This is a genomic window from Cohnella massiliensis, assembly GCF_900169535.1.
Lineage (GTDB): Bacteria > Bacillota > Bacilli > Paenibacillales > Paenibacillaceae > Cohnella > Cohnella algarum.
On sequence record NZ_LT821259.1, the window covers coordinates 2,237,557 to 2,255,658 of the forward strand.

20 protein-coding genes are annotated in these 18,102 nt (G+C 57.6%); 5 read left to right on the plus strand and 15 right to left on the minus strand.

Features of this window, described 5'->3' with window-relative positions; genetic code table 11:
- Positions 1-49: 49 nt before the first annotated feature.
- Positions 50-274: a small acid-soluble spore protein Tlp gene (gene tlp, locus B7E11_RS24170; protein WP_080839601.1), complete on the plus strand. Its 225-nt coding sequence runs from the start codon at positions 50-52 to the stop codon at positions 272-274.
- A gap of 118 nt (positions 275-392) precedes the next feature.
- Here the strand turns inward: tlp and metH are convergent, their stop codons facing one another.
- Positions 393-3,845, minus strand: a complete 3,453-nt coding sequence (metH, locus tag B7E11_RS24175; protein ID WP_245809813.1) for a methionine synthase — start codon at positions 3,843-3,845, stop codon at positions 393-395.
- 155 nt (positions 3,846-4,000) lie between these two features.
- On the opposite strand from metH, the gene B7E11_RS24180 reads away from it, so the two are divergent.
- The gene (locus B7E11_RS24180) at positions 4,001-4,540 is read left to right on the plus strand and encodes a 1,2-dihydroxy-3-keto-5-methylthiopentene dioxygenase (protein WP_080839605.1); all 540 of its coding nucleotides are present in this window, start codon (positions 4,001-4,003) and stop codon (positions 4,538-4,540) included.
- Between the two features lie 130 nt (positions 4,541-4,670).
- Here the strand turns inward: B7E11_RS24180 and B7E11_RS24185 are convergent, their stop codons facing one another.
- The 3 genes from B7E11_RS24185 to B7E11_RS24195 are packed head-to-tail and all read right to left on the minus strand — an operon-like array spanning position 4,671 to position 6,242.
- On the minus strand, positions 4,671-5,468 hold the full coding sequence (locus tag B7E11_RS24185; RefSeq protein WP_080839607.1) for an HAD family hydrolase: 798 nt from the start codon (positions 5,466-5,468) through the stop codon (positions 4,671-4,673).
- On the minus strand, positions 5,465-6,022 hold the full coding sequence (locus tag B7E11_RS24190; protein WP_080839609.1) for a hypothetical protein: 558 nt from the start codon (positions 6,020-6,022) through the stop codon (positions 5,465-5,467). Before B7E11_RS24190 ends, B7E11_RS24185 begins: the two co-directional genes overlap by 4 nt.
- A 34-nt stretch (positions 6,023-6,056) precedes the next feature.
- On the minus strand, positions 6,057-6,242 hold the full coding sequence (locus B7E11_RS24195) for a DUF896 domain-containing protein (RefSeq protein ID WP_080839611.1): 186 nt from the start codon (positions 6,240-6,242) through the stop codon (positions 6,057-6,059).
- Between the two features lie 713 nt (positions 6,243-6,955).
- On the opposite strand from B7E11_RS24195, the gene lexA reads away from it, so the two are divergent.
- Together lexA and B7E11_RS24210 are read left to right on the plus strand one after the other, a co-directional pair.
- Positions 6,956-7,579, plus strand: coding sequence for a transcriptional repressor LexA (lexA, locus tag B7E11_RS24205; RefSeq protein ID WP_080839614.1), 624 nt, complete (start codon positions 6,956-6,958; stop codon positions 7,577-7,579).
- A gap of 100 nt (positions 7,580-7,679) precedes the next feature.
- Positions 7,680-7,904: a DUF2905 domain-containing protein gene (locus B7E11_RS24210; protein WP_080839616.1), complete on the plus strand. Its 225-nt coding sequence runs from the start codon at positions 7,680-7,682 to the stop codon at positions 7,902-7,904.
- 134 nt (positions 7,905-8,038) lie between these two features.
- Here the strand turns inward: B7E11_RS24210 and B7E11_RS24215 are convergent, their stop codons facing one another.
- Both B7E11_RS24215 and B7E11_RS24220 read right to left on the minus strand, forming a co-directional pair.
- Positions 8,039-9,034 (minus strand): metallophosphoesterase family protein, encoded by a 996-nt coding sequence (locus tag B7E11_RS24215; RefSeq protein ID WP_176220881.1) that lies wholly within the window; start codon positions 9,032-9,034, stop codon positions 8,039-8,041.
- Between the two features lie 150 nt (positions 9,035-9,184).
- The gene (locus B7E11_RS24220; protein ID WP_080839619.1) at positions 9,185-9,832 is read right to left on the minus strand and encodes a GntR family transcriptional regulator; all 648 of its coding nucleotides are present in this window, start codon (positions 9,830-9,832) and stop codon (positions 9,185-9,187) included.
- A 155-nt stretch (positions 9,833-9,987) separates the two neighbouring features.
- Between B7E11_RS24220 and B7E11_RS24225 the strand changes: the two genes are divergently transcribed.
- The gene (locus B7E11_RS24225) at positions 9,988-10,164 is read left to right on the plus strand and encodes a YjfB family protein (protein ID WP_080839621.1); all 177 of its coding nucleotides are present in this window, start codon (positions 9,988-9,990) and stop codon (positions 10,162-10,164) included.
- 66 nt (positions 10,165-10,230) lie between these two features.
- On the opposite strand, the gene B7E11_RS24230 is transcribed toward B7E11_RS24225, so the two are convergent.
- The 9 genes from B7E11_RS24230 to B7E11_RS24270 all read right to left on the minus strand — a co-directional run bounded on the left by B7E11_RS24230 (position 10,231) and on the right by B7E11_RS24270 (position 18,038).
- Positions 10,231-10,422, minus strand: a complete 192-nt coding sequence (locus tag B7E11_RS24230; RefSeq protein WP_080839623.1) for an H-type small acid-soluble spore protein — start codon at positions 10,420-10,422, stop codon at positions 10,231-10,233.
- Positions 10,423-10,558: 136 nt separating this feature from the next.
- Positions 10,559-11,887, minus strand: coding sequence for a type I glutamate--ammonia ligase (gene glnA / locus B7E11_RS24235; RefSeq protein ID WP_080839625.1), 1,329 nt, complete (start codon positions 11,885-11,887; stop codon positions 10,559-10,561).
- A 44-nt stretch (positions 11,888-11,931) separates the two neighbouring features.
- Positions 11,932-12,348, minus strand: coding sequence for a MerR family transcriptional regulator (locus B7E11_RS24240; RefSeq protein WP_080839627.1), 417 nt, complete (start codon positions 12,346-12,348; stop codon positions 11,932-11,934).
- Positions 12,349-12,484: 136 nt separating this feature from the next.
- On the minus strand, positions 12,485-13,738 hold the full coding sequence (locus B7E11_RS24245) for a methionine gamma-lyase family protein (RefSeq protein ID WP_080839628.1): 1,254 nt from the start codon (positions 13,736-13,738) through the stop codon (positions 12,485-12,487).
- A gap of 21 nt (positions 13,739-13,759) precedes the next feature.
- Complete coding sequence (gene hflX, locus B7E11_RS24250) at positions 13,760-15,094, minus strand: GTPase HflX (RefSeq protein ID WP_080839630.1); 1,335 nt, start codon at positions 15,092-15,094, stop codon at positions 13,760-13,762.
- 133 nt (positions 15,095-15,227) lie between these two features.
- Positions 15,228-16,196, minus strand: coding sequence for an AAA family ATPase (locus B7E11_RS24255; RefSeq protein WP_240353382.1), 969 nt, complete (start codon positions 16,194-16,196; stop codon positions 15,228-15,230).
- 65 nt (positions 16,197-16,261) lie between these two features.
- Positions 16,262-16,936 (minus strand): YdcF family protein, encoded by a 675-nt coding sequence (locus B7E11_RS24260; protein ID WP_245809814.1) that lies wholly within the window; start codon positions 16,934-16,936, stop codon positions 16,262-16,264.
- Positions 16,933-17,496, minus strand: coding sequence for a ribonuclease FAU-1 family protein (locus tag B7E11_RS24265; protein WP_080839633.1), 564 nt, complete (start codon positions 17,494-17,496; stop codon positions 16,933-16,935). The genes B7E11_RS24260 and B7E11_RS24265 overlap by 4 nt, the downstream gene beginning before the upstream one ends.
- Positions 17,497-17,594: 98 nt before the next feature.
- Positions 17,595-18,038, minus strand: coding sequence for a GNAT family N-acetyltransferase (locus tag B7E11_RS24270; protein WP_080839635.1), 444 nt, complete (start codon positions 18,036-18,038; stop codon positions 17,595-17,597).
- Between the last annotated feature and the right edge of the window lie 64 nt (positions 18,039-18,102).

Genomic DNA, 18,102 nt, shown 5'->3' on the forward strand with positions numbered 1-18,102 from the left:
CGCTTCCGAATCGATAACGAAACCATCACGACGGGAGGATGCACAAGCGATGGCAAAGCCGGACGACCGTTCCGATAACGTGGAGCATTTGCAGGAAGCCGTTCAACATACGATCGGCAATCTCGAGGATGCCGAGGATTATTTGGCTGAGCACGCGGAAGAAATCAGCCCCGAAGAGGCCGAATCGATTTCCGACAAAAACGCGCGCCGGCGCAACAGCATCGAGCGGTACCGCAGCGAAATTAAAGACGAAGCGGAAGCCGGAGACGAGTAACGAACGTCCCGAGGGGCAATCGCTCCCCATTTATGCCCGCCCCCAAAAAAAGCCCCCGATCCTCAGCCTGCGCCTGAAACGCGCGGCGGCATGGGATCGGGGCATTTATTTTATGGCATTAACTTTTATCGACGTTAAAATATTTCGCTTCCGGGTGGGCGAACACCATGGCGGAGACGGAAGCTTCCGGCTCCATCATGAACCCTTCCGTCAGCTCGACGCCGATATCCTCCGGCTTCATTAAGGCGAACAGCGGCCCTTGATCTTCCAGGTCGGGACAAGCCGGATAGCCGAACGATACCCGAATGCCCTGGTACCTCGCGCCGAACCGCTGCTTCATCGTCATTTCCGCCGGGTCGGGGAATCCCCACAAGTCGCGGATGATCTGGTGTACGCGTTCCGCAAGCCCCTCCGCCACTTCCAGCGCGGACGCGGAAAGAGCATGGGAGCGCAAGTAATCGCCGCTCTTTTTCCACTCTTCGGCCTGCTCGCGCGCGCCCGGGCCGGCCGTGACGACCATGAAGGCGACCGAATCCATGATGCCGCTCTCGACCGATTTCAAAAAGTCGGACAAACACAGATAGGGCTCCACCGCTTGGCGCGGGAACGTGAACCGGTGCAAAATCCGCGAGCGGTCTTCCGGATCGTAAACGAGGATGTCGTTGCCCTCCGATTGCGCCGGGAAAAACCGGTACATCGCCTGGGGCTTCATCCAGCCTTCCTTTTCCGCATTCAGCAGGATGCCGTCGACCGTTTCCTTCAGTTGAACCGCCTTTTCGTCTCCTTTGGCGAGAAGCTCGTCGACGTTCCCTTTGAGTCCGAGGTGATGTCCCATCAGCATTTGCAGGTTGACGTACGGCAAAATGTGGGACAGCGGATAGTCGCGCAGCACATGCCGGTCGTAGTCCGGCGGCGAGAACACCGGCGCATCCGGCGAAATGTTGGACCGCCGCGCCCGGGTCAACTCCGGCTGCTCTTTTTTCTCCTCGTCCGCAAGCGTCAGCGTCGCCAAAGCGGCTTTATGCTCCTGCACCATTTGCTCGCGTTGTTCCGGATTGCTCAGCTTGTTGGCCAAATCCAGGCCGTCCATCGCGTCTTTGGCGTAAAGCACGATGCCGTCGTACTCGGGGGCGATGCGCGTTTTCGTGAATTTCCGCGTCAACGCCGCCCCGCCGACGAGAATCGGCGCGTCGATGCCCGCATTGCGCAAATCCTGCGCGGTGAGCACCATCTGCTTGGCGGACTTGACGAGCAGGCCGGAAAGGCCGATCGCGTCGGGCTTCTCGGCCCGGTAGGCTTCGATCAGCTGTTCCGGCGGCACCTTGATGCCCAGGTTGACGATTTTGTACCCGTTGTTCGAAAGAATGATTTCGACCAGGTTTTTGCCGATATCGTGAACGTCGCCTTTGACCGTGGCGAGCATGATTTTGCCTTTGACGGCGGAATCGGCCTTTTCCATATGCGGCTCGAGATAAGCGACGGACGCCTTCATCACTTCGGCGCTTTGGAGCACTTCCGCCACGATCAGCTCGTTGTTGTTGAACAGCCGTCCGACTTCCGTCATGCCGTCCATCAGCGGGCCGTTAATGATCTCGAGCGGGCTGTACTTGGCCAGCGCCAGGTCGAGATCGGCAAGCAGGCCGTCCTTGCTCCCCTCCACCACGTATCCGGCCAGGCGCTCCTCCAAGGTCAAATTTTCGGCCTTCGCCTTTTTCTCGACTTTTTTGTCGCGAAACGACGCCACGAACGCCGCAAGCGTCTCGTCGTTCGTGTTGTACAGAAGTTCCTCCGCAAGCCGCCGCTCCTCCGCCGGGATGGACGCGTAGCGCTCGACTTTCTCGGTGTTGACGATCGCGTAATCCAGGCCCGCTTTCGTGCATTCGTAGAGGAAAACGGAATTGAGCACTTCCCGGCCCGCCTCGGGCAAGCCGAACGAGATGTTGCTCAAGCCCAAAATCGTATGGCATTTCGGCATCGCTTCCTTGATCAGCCGGATGCCTTCGATCGTTTCCTTGGCGGAACCGATATATTGCTCGTCGCCCGTCCCGACGGGGAACACGAGCGGGTCGAAAATGATGTCCTCTTCCTTTAAGCCGTACTTGTTCACGAGCAAATCGCGGGACCGGACGGCCACCTCAAGCTTGTCTTCCCGGGTGATCGCCTGGCCGCGCTCGTCGATCGTGCCGACGACGACGGCCGCTCCGTACCGGTGAACGATCGGCATCACCTTCTCGAATTTCTCTTCCCCGTCTTCGAGGTTGATCGAGTTGATGATCGATTTGCCCTGAATGTACTTGAGCGCAAGCTCGATAACCGCCGGGTCGGTCGTGTCGACCATGAACGGGGCTTTCACCTTTTTCGTGACGAATTCGAGAAAACGCTTCATGTCCTCCGCTTCGTCGCGGTCCGGGTCCTGCACGCAAATGTCGATCACCTGCGCGCCGCTTTTCACCTGGGCGCGGGCAATTTCGGAAGCTTCCTCGTACTTGCCTTCCGCGATGAGCCGCTTGAACTTGCGCGAGCCCAGCACGTTCGTCCGTTCGCCGACCATATAGGGCCTGCCGCCGTCCTCCACGTATACCGTCTCGATGCCGGATACGGCCGGAGCGTGCGCGCCCTCGGGCTTGCGCGGCGCGACGTCCTTCATCGCTTCCGCCATGGCGGCGATGTGGGCCGGCGTCGTGCCGCAGCAGCCGCCGGCGACGTTGAGCCAGCCCTGCTCGGCGAACGCGCGGAGCTTTTTGGCGAGCGATTCCGGGGACTCGTGGTAATGCCCGTTTTCGTCCGGGAGTCCGGCATTCGGGTAGCAGCTGACCGCGCGGTCGGCAATGCCCGCCAGCGTCCGGATGTGATCGCGCATAAATTCCGGGCCGGTCGCGCAGTTCAGGCCGACGGAAATCGGATCGAGGTGCTCCAGCGAAATGTAGAACGATTCGATGCTTTGGCCGGCCAGCGTCGTCCCCATCGGCTCGATCGTGCCGCTGATCATGACCGGAACTTTGCGTCCCGCGGTTTCGAACGCTTGCCTGACGCCGATGCCGGCCGCCTTCACGTTAAGCGTATCCTGGCACGTTTCGATCAGCAGCACGTCGACGCCGCCTTCGAGCAGCGCTTCCGTCTGCTCCCGGTAGGAAGCGACGAGCTGCTCAAAGGTGACGCCGCCCGTGACGGACAACGTCTTCGTCGTCGGTCCCAGCGCGCCCGCGACGTAACGCGGTTTGTCCGGCGTCGAATGGCGTTCGCAAGCTTCTCTGGCGATTTTCGCCGCGGCCAGGTTGATTTCCCGCGCTTTCTCGGGAATATCGTATTCCGCGAGCACGACGCTGGTCGCGCCGAACGTATTCGTCTCGATAATATCCGAACCCGCGGCCAAATAAGCCTCGTGGATTTTGGCAATGACGTCCGGCCTCGTAAGCACGAGCATCTCGTTGCAGCCTTCCAGCTCCTCGCCGCCGAAGTCTTCCGGGCCGAGATTTTCCTGTTGAATCATCGTGCCCATGGCACCGTCGAGTATCAAAATGCGCTTGGCCATCTCCTCTTGCAAAGACGGCTTCATATACGTTAAAGTCATAATTGGGCGACTTTCCTCCATCTGAAAAAATCGTTAACCTTTATACTACCAGAATCGGATGAACTCGGAAAGATGCTCGTATCACGTCGACAGGCGGCGAACTTTGGTTTATAATACAATTACTCTAATTCTTATGGGGAAAGAAGGAATTAACCATGGCTAAAATTCGCGTTCGCAATACGAACGAGTTGATCGAAGGAGAAGCGAATGTCGGCGCCTTCCTGGAGAAGCAAGGCGTACTGTACGAACACTGGGATCCGTCCAAGCTGCCGGAACGCCTGCGGGAAAATTTCAGCCTGACCGACGAGGACAAGCAAGAAATCCTGTCCACGTTCGACGCCGAAATTCGCGACCTGGCCGGCCGCCGCGGCTACAAAACCTGGGACATCGTCGCCCTCTCGGACGCTACGCCCAACATCGAAGAATTGCTGAAAAAATTCGAGCAAGTTCACACGCACACCGAAGACGAAGTTCGCGCCATCGCCGCGGGCGAAGGCATCTTCATCATCAAAGGCGACGATTCCGTCGGCTACTTTGACGTCATTCTGACGGCCGGCGACGTCATTTCCGTTCCGGAAGGCAATCCGCACTTCTTTACGCTGACGGAATCCCGCAAAGTCGTCGCCGTGCGTTTGTTCATCGAAACCGAAGGCTGGATCGCGCACCCGTTCCAGGATCCGGAATTCGTAAAATAATCCGGTCGGCTGCGACCTTTAGAGAACCGCACATCGAAAGAATCCCCGGCCCGCTCAAACCAAAGGTTTGACGGCCGGGGATTTTCTGTTCGCGATCGGAAAGAATCCGTTCGATCAAATCATCGTTTCGTTAAGAGGACAGACGTTCGAGCAGCTTCGGGAGCTCCGTCAGGCTGGCGATTTCATACGCCGGCACGATCTCGTCGTCCCGGGTCGTCCCGTGGCGGTTAATCCAGATCGACGTCATGCCGATGCCGTTCGCCCCTTTAATATCCGTCGTCAGCTTGTCGCCGACCATAACGCCTTCGGACTTCTCGATGCCCAGCCGGCCGAGGGCGAATTCGAACAACCGGGGCGAAGGCTTGCCTTCGCCGAAGTTTCCGGAAATGACGATTTCGTCGAAGTAAGGAACGAGCTCCGGAGCTCCGTCCAGTTTTTCCTGCTGCAGATCGGGCGATCCGTTCGTCAGCAGCAGAAGCTTGTACGACTTTTTCAGCTCGTCCAATACCTCGAACGTCTCGTCGTAAATGTGCGAACGCTTGCGCCGCTCCGACGCGAACATCTCGCCCAGTTCCGCGCCGAGCGCCGCGTTATCGACGCCGAGCGCGGCCAGCCCTCGGGTCCAGGCGTCCCGCCGGTAGCCCGGCGCGATTCCTTGCAGCTTGCGGAACATCGGGTGCTCGCCGCCGCTGAAATTCCCCCACAAGCCTTCGAACGGATTGATGCCGATCATTTGGGTAAAGGGATACGTTTCATAATTCTCGTAAAGTCCGCGCGCCTCGGCGCGGACCACCGCTTCCAGCGCGTCGGCCGTCAAGCCCGCGCGCTCCGCTCCGCAGCTTGCGGTCGCTTCAAACGCTTCTTTGACGCTGCGCTCGTCCCACAGCAGCGTATCGTCCAAATCAAACAGTACCGCTTTGATCGTCATTTTCCGGTCCACTTCTCCTTATCGCTCTGCGCTTTGACCGTTTCGCGTTGCTCCCATTCGATCTTGTGCGCGATCGCATATTCCCGCAGGCGTTCGCCCATTTCCTCGATCGGGTAAAGGTTTTTGAAACGGGAAAACACCCAGTTCCCGCCTTTCACGGTTTCAACGATGATATAACCGGGCTGCTGCACGATTTTGCGGATTTCCGCCGGCTTCAACCGCTTGTACCCCGTAAAGCGCCGGGTTTCCAAAGCATCCTTCGCGATCGACAAATAAGGGCGACGCAAAAAATAAACCAACGCAAGCAGAACGTAAGCGACGACCGTCAGCCAAAACAGCGTCGCGTTTTGCTCGTAGGCGTCCGACCACGGCTGGGAGACGACAATAAAAAACGCCGCGACAAGCAACAGCAAAATCGGCGCGAAATAGCTCCGTCCCTTGAATTTCTCGATTTTGGAACCGGCTGCCGTCAACGCTTGCTTGCCTTCCTTTTTGCGGCGCTTGTTTACCTGTTTCTGATTGCGTTCGATCATTCTCTCCCATGAGCGGGACATTCGGGCTCCTCCTTCGGCTGCTTCCAATCGTGCGTCAATGCTTGGGCGGCGGCGGTTCGTCGGTCCATTCGATGCTGTCCAGCTGCTGTCGAAACTGTTGCCTGATGTTGCCCAAATACTGGCGTCTCAGCTTATCGCGTTCGACTTTTTCCTCTTCCGTCAAACCGACCGATTTATGTTTTCGAGACAGCTCGTTAATTCTGGCGATCAGCTCCTGCATCTTGCGTTCACTCCCCTTCCGTGCCGCTAATCCTTCTATATACTTTGACATTTTCCTTTGTCCGCTGTCAAGGCGAAGACAATCGAAAAAGGCCGCCCTCGTTTGCGGGCCGACCTTAAGATATACGTATATGATCGCGCGCCGTTTCCAAAACTCATGGAAGGACGTCGGCAGGTATGATCAATTTCTGCCCGTCGTCAATCGAGGAAGCCGAAAGGCCGTTTCGCTTCATAATGCGATGGACCGCTTCCCGGGTATCCATCCCGTCCTTCTTGAAATCCGACGCAATAGACCAAAGCGTGTCGCCGGACGAAGCGACAACCGACCTCTCGACGGCCGAGGCTTCCGGAATCGACTCCGGTTCGGCAAACGAGCGCAACAAGCTGAAGCCGGCAAATAAAACGAAGAAAGAAAAAAGAAAGAACAGAACTCTAGCCGCTTTGAAGGAACGAGCCGCCGTTGACGGACGAGAGCCTTCTCCTGCGGCATGCCGGTTGCGCTTATGTACAGAGCTATTGGTTGAATTCATTACCCATACTTGAACCATCGAGCTCACCCCAAACGTTTGTTCTGATCACAGAATAACACGAACATACGTTTGAATCAAGCGTTTTTCGGAACATTTGTTCCCGGAGAACGAATGTTTGTGCGAACTCCGGTTCTATGTTATTATTTACTAAAGAGATCTTATTTCATTCGGGGAGGGCTTCGGCGTGTCGAAGATGTCGAATCGCCAGACAGCGATTTTGGAATTTATCAAGAACGAAGTAAGAGACAAGGGCTACCCGCCGTCCGTCCGCGAAATCGGCGAAGCCGTCGGCCTCGCCTCCAGTTCGACCGTGCACGGCCATTTGGATCGCCTCGAGAAGAAGGGCCTGATCCGCCGCGATCCGACCAAGCCTCGCGCCATCGAAATCCTTGGCGACGACGAGGAGAAGTTCGACCCGTTCGCGCGTTCGGTGCGCCACGTTCCGCTCGTCGGCAAAGTGACCGCCGGCGTCCCGATTACCGCCACGGAGAACATCGAGGAATATTACCCCCTTCCGGTTCATATGGTGGGAGATCAGCCGGTGTTCATGCTGTCGGTCATCGGCTCGAGTATGATCGAGGCGGGCATTTTCAACGGCGATTACGTTATCGTCCGCCAGCAGCAGACAGCCAACAACGGCGACATCGTCGTCGCGATGACCGAGGACGACGAAGCGACGGTCAAGACGTTTTACAAGGAGAAGGACCATATCCGGCTTCAGCCGGAGAACAGCACGATGGAACCGCTTCGGCTCAAGCACGTAACCATCCTCGGGAAAGTGGTCGGGCTTATTCGCAACTTCCATTGATCGGCCAAGCCCGCGCCAAGGCCTCATCCTCTTATCCGGCTTTTCCCGCCCGGGTTCCGAATCCGATCGCGGGGTCCAATTTCTGGGAATGGGTGATGCTGTGAATTCCATGCCGAAGCTGCTGATCGGCGCCGGCGTTCTGCTCATCGTCGTCGGGCTGATCTGGATGGTCGCGGGCCGGTACCTGAATCTGGGCAGGCTGCCCGGGGATCTATCGTTCGAGAAAGGGAACGTCCGCTTCTATTTTCCGATCGTCACCTGCATTTTGATCAGCGTCATTTTATCGGCGATCGCGTATGTCATCCGCTTGTTTACAAAGTCATAACATGCAAAAACACGCCCGTATCGGGCGTGTTTTTGCATGCGTTGTCCGGCATGGCGGCATACATGTCGCCAATGCCACCGCGAGCGGCAGGCGTCTTTCGAAATCAGGAGCCGATATCGACCGGCTCCATCCGGTCATCCCTCTGTATGCCCGTGAGATCGAGGAGCGTAAGCTTCGATGCCGGTTACCCCGTCCAAATGCATGACCCGATAGGAAACGTTGCCGTCGCGAACATTCACCCACAACATGAGGTTGTCGTCCGCTCTTTCGGTTCCATGCGCGGCGGCTCCGGTGCGGCCCAACTGAATATAAGTGCGGTTGTCCTGACGCGAAAACTCGAGCGAGTGAAAATGTCCGGCAAAAACGGTATACGGCCGATCGCCCAGCAGCAATTCGATACGGGCGAATTCCGGGCTATCCGACTTCCAGCCCGGCTTGTGCATGCTGACGAACGTATGCCTTGCGTCCTCATTTTCGGCCAGCACTTTCTCGAAAAACGCCAGCTGCCGGTCGCCGATTCCGATACCTACTTTCGACATCTCCTGCAATTGGTCCGGGGTCAGGCGGCTGACGATTTCGTCGTAAAACTCCTTCATATAGTCCAGCGTGCGCTCAGGCTCGCGATGTACCTTTTCCGTCGCGCGCTTGACCAGATCGATGAACTCGTCCGACATCTCTTCGAACGGATCTTCCGTATTCAACGTCAGAAAAAGCGTATCGCCGACCCGAAACGCGTAGTAATCCGCTCCTTTGCGTTCGCGCCATACGTCGACCATCGCCTGCGTACCGTAATCGTGGTTGCCGACCGTCTGAAAGAACGGCAAGCCGGTCGCCGCGATTTGACCGTCGATATACTCCCATTCTTCGCGCGCTTTCGCGGCGTCCTTCCAGTAGCCTTCCACCAGGTCCCCGACAAAGAGGACAAAATCCGGCCTCAAATCTTTCAGCAGTTCCAGCGCTTGCTCGAACACTCCGGCGGTCATCATGCCGCTGCGGTCCCCCATAACGGCGAAGGAGAAGTTTCCGTTCAACCCTTCGGGCAATTGCCCGAACCACGGACGCTTGTCCGTGGCGAACCGGCTTTCGTCAATAAACATTTCGTTGCGCTTGCGATCCAATGAGGTCGTCATTTTCGTTACGCTTCCTTTCCGAATTTCAATATTGGCCATATAAACAGTGTGCAGGTTGTATGTAAGTTGTGTGTTAACGAACCGACTCCTTTTTGTTAAATTTTATAGAAAAAAAATAAAAAACGAGCTTCGAAAAGCCCGTCGTTCTCTTTATATAATTCCGTTCATAATCAAACTTTCATAAGTCACCGTATAAATTTCCAAAATCGCCGCTTTGGCCGCTTCCAGATCTCCCCTGACAAGCGCCTCGTACGCTTTCCGGTTCGATTCCAGCGATTTGCTCGGCTTATGCTGCGGGAATTGCTTGCGATAGGAAATGATTTTGAATAAAAATCGGCCTCTCGTCTGCTCGAGCACGCCCAGCATGTGCTGATTGTGAATCGTTCGAATGATCGTTTCGACAAACAGCAGAAAGCTTTCGTAATAGCCGGGGACGTCATTGGCTTCCTTCGCCTCGATTTGACGCTCGAGATGGCTGCCGAGCGCCTGCAGGTCGAACGTCAACCCGCGTCTTTCCGCCGTGTTGATGACGTAAAGCTGCATCGAAATGAGCACTTCGATCATTTCCGCATATTCGCGAAACGAAATTTCCTTGACCATAACCCCGCGCCCGCGAAACGATTCGACGAACCCTTCCGTCACGAGCAAAGAAATCGCCGCCCTGATCGGCGTCCGGCTCATTTGCAGCTGCTCGGCAAGATCGTTTTCCGAGAGCAGCGTGCCGGGCAAATATTCCGCCGCGATGATTCTCCGGCGAAGTTCCTGATAGGCCCTTGTTTCCAATGTTGGGGGAGACATGTTCCGCACAAATCCTTTGCTTTTTTTAAATTAATGTTAGCAAAACGAACCGACATTTAAAAGAATGGAATTGTTATCCGAATGTTAAATGCATGTTAGAAACTTCATCTTTTGTTTAGCGCATCCGATAATGAATGCAGGGGGAGGTGGAACGAATGGACGTCGGAGCTCTATCGATCTCGTTAAGTCAATCCGCGCTCAAGCAATCGGTGGGGATCCAAGTGCTGGCGATGGCGAAAAACCAGGCGGAAATCCAGGGCCAAATGTTCGTGCAAATGGCGAGCCAAAGCCTCGATCCGAATTTGGGCGGCAAGCTGGATATTAAAGTCTGATCGGCAAAAAGAGGCCCCTCCCGGCATGCAGATGCCGGGCGAGCGGCCTCTCTTTATTGCGCGTTCCTATTCCTCCGCCGGCTGTTCCGCCAGCTCGCCGACCGGCACGCTCAATTCCCGCTCCGGATGGTCCAGCGGGAACACGCGGGCCATTTCGGTGTCCTCGTCGACATGCTGGATGTAAACCGGAGTTCCGTCGAGCGTCACATTCGCCATGATCGGCGATTCGGCGATTTCCGATGCGCGCTGCGTGTTCATCCTATCCCCTCCTGTCCGCCTTTGCGGCGACGATTCCGTATCAGTATGGCCTTGGATCGGAACATCATGCGTCCGAGGCCGTACACGAAAAAATCCCCCGGCGCCGAAGCGCCAAGGGATTTCCATCGTTCGTTTCTCAATACGTCATCAAATATTGGTCCCGCTCCCACTGGTGAATTTGGGTCCGGTACATGTCCCATTCGATCGCTTTCAGCTCGTAGAAATAGCTCAACGCGTGGTCGCCGAGAGCGTCGCAGATGACTTCGTCGCGCATCAGCTCGTTCAGCGCTTCGTGCAGGTCGACCGGGAGGCTTGGAATGCCGGCGTCGATCCGCTCTTCGTCGGTCATAACGTAAATGTTGCGGTCGACCGGCGCCGGAAGGGGCAGCTTCCGCTTGATGCCGTCCAGGCCCGCCTTCAGCATGACCGCCAGGGCCAAATACGGGTTGGCGGCCGGATCGGGATTGCGGACCTCGACGCGCGTGCTGAGTCCGCGGGAAGCCGGAATCCGGATCATCGGGCTGCGGTTGCTCGCCGACCAGGCGACATAGCACGGCGCTTCGTATCCGGGAACGAGGCGCTTGTACGAATTGATCGTCGGATTCGTAATGACGGCCAGTCCGCGAGCATGGTGCAAGATGCCCGCCATGTATTGGCGCGCGACGGTGCTCAGGCCCAGCTTGTCGTTTTCGTCATAGAACGCGTTCTCGCTGCCGGTAAACAGCGATTGATGGCAGTGCATGCCGGAACCGTTGATTCCGAATAACGGCTTGGGCATGAACGTCGCATGCAGGCCGTGCTGGCGCGCGATCGTTTTGACCACTAACTTGAACGTCTGGATCTGGTCGGCCGCACGGATCGCGTCCGCGTATTTAAAATCGATTTCGTGTTGGCCCGGGGCGACCTCGTGGTGCGAAGCTTCGATCTCGAAGCCCATTTCCTCCAGCGTCAGCACGATATCGCGGCGGCAGTTCTCGCCGAGATCGGTCGGCGCGAGGTCGAAATAACCGCCCTGGTCGTTCAATTCGGTCGTCGGATTGCCTTTCTCGTCGGTCTGGAACAGGAAAAATTCCGGCTCCGGGCCGACGTTCATCGCGGTGAAGCCCATCTCGGCGGCTTCCTCCAGCACCCGTTTCAAAATGCCGCGCGGATCGCCCGCGAACGGCGTGCCGTCCGGCATGTATACGTCGCAAATAAGGCGGGCGACTTTGTCTTCCGTCACCCAAGGGAATACGACCCATGTGCTCAGGTCCGGGTACAAATACATGTCGGACTCTTCGATTCTTACATAGCCTTCGATCGAAGAGCCGTCGAACATCATCTTGTTGTCGAGCGCCTTCTCCAATTGGCTGACGGGAATTTCGACGTTTTTGATAATTCCCATCAAATCGGTAAATTGCAAGCGGATGAATCGAACGTTCTCTTCTTTGGCAATCCGCAAAATATCCTCGCGCGTGTAGCTCATGGGAACCTCCTCAAAAATTCTGGATTCTCAGATCGGGAAGACGTTTACTTGTTCTTGAAAAAACGCGACAGCTCGCCCTGAATGAGCGACACCTGCCCCGGGCGCTTGCCCTGCATCAGCTGCTGCTTCAGCATGCGGTGCAGCTGCGAATCCGACAGCTCGCGCCGCTTGACTTCGGTTTGCTCGTTTATGATCGTTCTGTCGTCGCTGTCTTCCCCTACCGGGATCATCACTTGCTTGATTCCGGCGATATTGACGCCTTTCTCGATTAGCGCTTTGATTTCCAGCAGACGTTCGACATCGTTAAAAGAAAACATTCGTTGGTTGCCTGCCGTCCGGGCCGGTTGAATCAATTCATGTTGTTCGTAGTACCGGATTTGCCGGGCCGTCAGGTCCGTCAGCTTCATGACGATGCCGATCGGAAACAGCGCCATATTCCTGCGTATCTCGTCCCCAGCCATAACATCAACCTTCCATCATCAAGCATAAATTTTGTAAACACTTCCATTGTACCCTCATTACAAATACGTGTCAAGGAATGTAAGGTTTAAGGCGTAAATTTCTTCTCGCAAATTGACGGATTCGTGTCGATTCCGGTCAGAGCAGTCCGCGTTCCCGCAAGTCCGATAACGCTTGATGGACCGCCAGCTTGACATGGGCGTACGTTAGGCCGCCCTGCATAAACGCAATGTAAGGTTCGCGGATCGGCGCGTCCGCCGAAAGCTCAAGACTGCCCCCCTGCACGAACGTGCCGGCCGCCATAATGACCGGGTGCTCGTATCCGGGCATGTCCCACGGTTCGGGAACGACGTGGGCATCCACGGCCGCGGATTTCTGAATGGCCTGAACGAATGCGATCAAATGCTCGGCGGACGTAAAGCGGATCGCCTGGATCAGGTCGGTCCGGTCGTCGTTCCAGGCGGGATGCGTCTCAAACCCGAGCGATTCGAACACGGCCGCCGCGAACACGCTGCCCTTTACCGCCTGGCTGACGAGCAGCGGCGCCATGTACAACCCTTGAAAAATCGATCGCGTCGTTCCGAGCATCGCGCCGACTTCGCCCCCGATTCCGGGCGCGGTCAACCGGTAAGCCGCCAGCTCGACCAGCTCGCGCCGTCCGGCGATGTAGCCGCCGCTTGCCGCAAGTCCGCCTCCAGGGTTTTTGATCAGCGATCCGGCGATCAGATCGACGCCGACTTCGGGAGGCTCCTTGTCCTCCGTAAATTCGCCGTAGCAATTGTCGACGAAGACGATCGCGTCCGGCTTGATCGCTTTCAACTGCCGAACCATCTCGCCGATCTCGGCGACGGTGAAGGAAGGCCGCCAATCGTAGCCGCGCGAGCGCTGAATGGCGAACACTTTCGTGCGCTCCGTCACGGACGCGCGAACGGCATCCCAATCCACGCTCCCGTCCTCCCGAAGCGGAGCGACGACCGAGCGGACGCCCCAGTCCGCAAGGGAGCCGGTGCCGTCCCCGGGCTTTCCGATCACTTTGTGGAGGGTGTCGTACGGCTTGCCCGTCACGAACACGATTTCGTCCTGCGGACGCACAACGCCGAACAGGGCGATGCCGATCGTATGGGTTCCCGATACGAAATGAGGGCGAACGAGGGCGGCTTCCGCTCCGAACGCCTCGGCGTATACTTCGTCCAGCAATTCCCTCCCCCGGTCGTTATATCCGTACCCGGTCGACGATGCGAAATGAAAATCGCTCACCTTGTTCCGCTGAAACGCCCGAATGACCTTCCACTGATTGCGCTGGGCGATTTCGTCGATTTCCTTCAATTTCCCCGCGGCCTTCTCTTCCGCCGACTTCTCCAGGCTGTCCCATTGCCCATTCCATTGTGCCATTGCTAACAAGCTCTCCAATCTTTAGTCCGAACCGGGTTCGACCGGGTTTTCGTTAGTCTCTTTTTCTACGTTGTCCACTCGAAAAGGTTCCAACAAGCGCCCCCACTTTTCCATGTCGGCATGATTCAGCCGAATGTCGAGCAGCAGCCAATCGTCTTCCGTCCGCTGCTCCTTCACGTCGCCGACCCGGTAGGCAAGCGCCGCCAAGTCGCCGCGCGACGCGGGAATCCGCAACACGCACCGGTCGCCGGGCAGCGCGTCTTCCAGCTTCATCAGCAGCCTGTCCAAATCCCGCCGATCCATTGCGCTGATGCGAAGCGCGTCGCCCCCGCCGCTCAGCAGCGGAAAATCGCTCGCCGATACGGCGTCGATTTTATTGTAAACGAGCAGAGTCGGCTTTGCCGCCGCCCCCAATTCGGCGAGCACCTGCTCCACCACTTCGCGCTGCCGGTCCCGCATCGACGATGAAGCGTCAACCACATGAAGAAGCAAATCCGCTTCGTTCGCTTCCTCCAGCGTGGACCGGAACGCCGCGACGAGATCGTGGGGCAGATTCTGGATAAAACCGACCGTATCGGTCAGCAGCACTTCTTTGCCGCCGGGGAGCCGCAGCGTCCGCGTCGTCGGATCGAGCGTCGCGAACAGCTTGTCCTCGGCCAGCACGTCGGCGTTCGTCAACTGCCGGAGCAGCGTCGATTTGCCGGCGTTCGTATAGCCGACGAGCGCGATCTGCACGACGCCGGCTTTTTTCCTTCTTTCCCGATGCAGTTCGCGGTGCGCGGTCACCTCTTGCAGTTGGCGTTTCAGCTCGCCGATCCGGTTGCGGATATGCCGCCGGTCCGTCTCCAGCTTCGTTTCGCCGGGTCCGCGCGTGCCGATGCCGCCGCCGAGCCGGGACAAATTTTTCCCGTGGCCGGAAAGCCTCGGAAGCAAATACGTCAGCTGCGCCAGCTCCACCTGCAAAATGCCCTCGCGCGTCTTCGCCCGCCCGGCGAAAATATCGAGGATGAGCTGCGTCCTGTCGATGATCTTGGCATCCAGCGCATCCTCGAGATTGCGAACCTGCGCGCCCGTCAGCTCCTGATCGAATATCGCCGTATCGATGTTCTCCTCGGCGATCCGGCGCTTGATTTCCTCCGCCTTGCCCTTGCCGACGAACCATTTCGAGTCGGGAACGTCGCGGTATTGCATCATCGTTCCGGACACTTCGACGCCCGCGGTTTCGGCCAAGTTCACCAATTCCGCAAGCGATTGCTCCGGATCGGAGCCGCTTCTAGCGCTGGCGTCGGTGACCAGGCTGACGAGCAGCGCCCGCTCCCGCCTTCCGGCGCCCGTTTCATATGTACTCGGCTTCATTAAAATCGAATTCCCCCAACTTCCTTCTGTCTTGACCTTTTACTAGCCGTCTTCTCCGATCGGGCCGGAATATCCGTCCCGGCGAAAGCCCGTTCGCCGGGAAGCTCGCGGCAGCGTCAACGCCGCTTCCGTCTCAAGGCTCCGCGCGCAAATCCTCGGGCCTTAGCGACAGCAGCTCCTGACGGCCGGGCGAGCCGTTCGGATATTGGTTCAGCAGCCGAACGGCCTGATTGCGGATCGCCCGCTCCAGCATATTGCGCACGAAACGCGCGTTGCTGAAATGATAGGGCGACTCCTGCTTTTCCGCGGCCATCAGCTGTCTCAGCTTGAACAGCGTTTGCGGCATCCAGGCGTAATCTCGCTGCTTGGCCATGCCTTCCGCGATTTGCACGAGCTGATCGATGGAGTAATCCGGAAACTCGATCCGAATCGGGAACCGCGACGGCAAGCCCGGATTCGTCATCAGAAACATATCGATCTCCATCGTATACCCGGCCAAAATGAGAATAAATTGATTTTTGTAATCCTCCATCGCCTTCACGAGCGTATCGATCGCTTCCTTGCCGAAGTCTTTCTCCCCGCCGCGCGCCAGGCTGTACGCCTCGTCGACGAACAGCACGCCTCCTAGCGACTTCTTGACCAAGTCGCGCGTCTTCTGCGCGGTGTGGCCGATATACTCGCCCACCAGATCCGCGCGTTCGACCTCGACCAGATGGCCTTTGGTCAGCAGGCCCATCCCTTGAAACAGCTTGGCGAGCAGTCTCGCCACCGTCGTTTTCCCCGTGCCGGGGTTTCCTTTGAAAATCATGTGGTACACGTGAGCCGGATTTTGCAGCCCCGCGTCCACGCGAAATTGCGCGATTTGCAGCAGGGCGTAAATTTCGTAGACGAGCTCTTTGACGCTGTCCAGGCCGACCATCGCATCAAGTTCTCTCTGAAACTCCAGCCACGGTCCGCTGGTCGGCAGCGCCCGCGCGGCTTCCGCGCCCAACGCGCTTGCCGGCTCAAGCGAATCGTGCTTTCGCAGGACGACGTTGATTTGCCGGGACGGCCTTGCCGCGGCCGAATGCCGAATTTCGGACGTTTCTGCTCTCGTATTCAAACGCACTACCTCCGCCCCCGCCATAGTCGGCTTGTTGCGCCGCTATTTCAATGTATTCGGGCGGGTCACCCTCCATGCAACAGCCATTTTTGGCCGAGCCATTTCGTATAGGCGAGAACTTCGCGGGTGCGGTGGTAGCTCATTTGCAGCACTTCGCTTTCGGTCACGCTGACCTGAACCGGATCGTACCCGAGAAATTCGGCGATATCGCCGGCCCGGGAACCGTGATATTGGTGCGTGACGATGACGGCCGTTTTCCAGCCCCGCTCTTCCATGATGCTTTTGGAAAATTTCAAATTTTCGTAGGTGTTGGTCGATTTCGTTTCCAGCTCCATCGCTTCCGCGGGAACGCCCTTGTCCAGCAAATAGTTGCGCATTCCTTCGGCTTCGGTAATCGTTGCGCCGGAGCCGAGCCCGCCGGTAAGCAGCAGATGCCGAACCGTTCCGGCCCGGTAAAGTTCGAAGGCATGATCCAGGCGTTCCGCCAGCCCCGGACTGGGCACGTCGTTCCACAGGCTGGCGCCGAGAACGATCGCCGTATCGGACTTCGCCGGAGCTCCTGCCGCCGGCTGCCCCTCGTAGCGGAAAATGACGACGAACAACGCGAGGCACCACAGCGCGAGAGCTGCCGCCCCAAGCAGAAAGACGCGCAGCAAAACGCGGAGCAGGCGGCGTTTGCCTCCTCTCGGCTTTCGCCGCATTCGGGAAAGCGGTCCGCGAACGTCAACGGATTCGTTCATTCCGGCTGCGCGGCCTCCCAGCCCAGACGCTTCAGCATCGTCGTCCGGTGCTGCCGGCTCAGGTCGAAGTAGGGAAACCGTTTCTGCCGGATCAAGGTCAGCAGCCTGTCGGCCGTCCTTTGGGCCATGACGGAATCGCGTTCGCTGATCAGCCCGTCGTCGAGGGCTTCTTCCAGCTCGTCTTCGTCCAGCAGCAGCGTCTCGCCCGTCGGCAACACCACGATGTCCAGATAAAGATCGTCGAACCAGGGAACCTGCTGGTCGGTCATGCCCTGGGTTTTGCAAACGTCGATATACCATTGGACGACTTGCCCTTTATCGTCAAACATCGTCGTCACGACGTAATGCTCCCCGCGCGGAAAATGCTGCATCCACAAATACCCTTTGTCCGCAATGCACATGCGCCGGCCGTTGTATTCCTTCCACAGCGGATCGCGCAGCTCGTGTATTTTGTACAGGGTCAGAAACCCGCGAAACGGCGGTTCGTCGAGCGGAAAACAGGCGTAGCTCTTCTTTAAAATCCGGCGCCAGTTGGCCCGGTCGGAAAATTTTCGTTTCATAGGCTTTCTTCGTCCCCGGTAAGCAGATTTAAACAAAGCTTACCACAACTTACCTCCCGTCACCAGCAAACGGAGCGAATCGGCCGTTCCGGCCTTGGTCAAACGAGGCTTTTTTCCATCCGGACATGCAAAATATCCGCGTCGTAAAAAGGCTCGCCGGAAATTGTAGCATACCCCAGCTTGCGGTAAAACATTTCGGCGGAACACTGGGCGTCCAGCACGGCCTTCGCGCAGCCGAGGGCTCTTGCCTCTTCCTCCATCGAAGAGACCAGCAGCCGGCCGACCGACTTTCCGCGATAAGCGGGCAAGACGGCAATTCGCTGAAGCTTGGCCGTCCCCGGCTCGTATTCGCGCCAGCGCGCGGTACCGGCCGGCCGGCCGTCGTCGTCGAGGGCCAGCCAATGATGGCACGCTTGCGGATTCTCGTCGTATTCGTCCCATTCCAGCCGTTCGGGAACGCCTTGTTCGTCCACGAACACGGCCTTGCGGATTGCTTTGCAATCGTTCAGTTCGCGTTCGTTCTCCACTTTTAAACCTCTCATCGTTTTGCTCCTTTGCTCAAGAAAAAGGGAACAAGCGAACGCTTGCCCCCGAATCGCGTCAACC

Bases quoted from the DNA above. Each gene is read 5' to 3' on its own strand.
- tlp (WP_080839601.1), top strand. From the start codon at position 50: ATGGCAAAGCCGGACGACCGTTCCGATAACGTGGAGCATTTGCAGGAA.
- metH (WP_245809813.1), bottom strand. From the start codon at position 3,845: ATGACTTTAACGTATATGAAGCCGTCTTTGCAAGAGGAGATGGCCAAG.
- B7E11_RS24180 (WP_080839605.1), top strand. From the start codon at position 4,001: ATGGCTAAAATTCGCGTTCGCAATACGAACGAGTTGATCGAAGGAGAA.
- B7E11_RS24185 (WP_080839607.1), bottom strand. From the start codon at position 5,468: ATGACGATCAAAGCGGTACTGTTTGATTTGGACGATACGCTGCTGTGG.
- B7E11_RS24190 (WP_080839609.1), bottom strand. From the start codon at position 6,022: ATGTCCCGCTCATGGGAGAGAATGATCGAACGCAATCAGAAACAGGTA.
- B7E11_RS24195 (WP_080839611.1), bottom strand. From the start codon at position 6,242: ATGCAGGAGCTGATCGCCAGAATTAACGAGCTGTCTCGAAAACATAAA.
- B7E11_RS24215 (WP_176220881.1), bottom strand. From the start codon at position 9,034: ATGACGACCTCATTGGATCGCAAGCGCAACGAAATGTTTATTGACGAA.
- B7E11_RS24220 (WP_080839619.1), bottom strand. From the start codon at position 9,832: ATGTCTCCCCCAACATTGGAAACAAGGGCCTATCAGGAACTTCGCCGG.
- B7E11_RS24225 (WP_080839621.1), top strand. From the start codon at position 9,988: ATGGACGTCGGAGCTCTATCGATCTCGTTAAGTCAATCCGCGCTCAAG.
- B7E11_RS24230 (WP_080839623.1), bottom strand. From the start codon at position 10,422: ATGAACACGCAGCGCGCATCGGAAATCGCCGAATCGCCGATCATGGCG.
- glnA (WP_080839625.1), bottom strand. From the start codon at position 11,887: ATGAGCTACACGCGCGAGGATATTTTGCGGATTGCCAAAGAAGAGAAC.
- B7E11_RS24240 (WP_080839627.1), bottom strand. From the start codon at position 12,348: ATGGCTGGGGACGAGATACGCAGGAATATGGCGCTGTTTCCGATCGGC.
- B7E11_RS24245 (WP_080839628.1), bottom strand. From the start codon at position 13,738: ATGGCACAATGGAATGGGCAATGGGACAGCCTGGAGAAGTCGGCGGAA.
- hflX (WP_080839630.1), bottom strand. From the start codon at position 15,094: ATGAAGCCGAGTACATATGAAACGGGCGCCGGAAGGCGGGAGCGGGCG.
- B7E11_RS24260 (WP_245809814.1), bottom strand. From the start codon at position 16,936: ATGAACGAATCCGTTGACGTTCGCGGACCGCTTTCCCGAATGCGGCGA.
- B7E11_RS24265 (WP_080839633.1), bottom strand. From the start codon at position 17,496: ATGAAACGAAAATTTTCCGACCGGGCCAACTGGCGCCGGATTTTAAAG.
- B7E11_RS24270 (WP_080839635.1), bottom strand. From the start codon at position 18,038: ATGAGAGGTTTAAAAGTGGAGAACGAACGCGAACTGAACGATTGCAAA.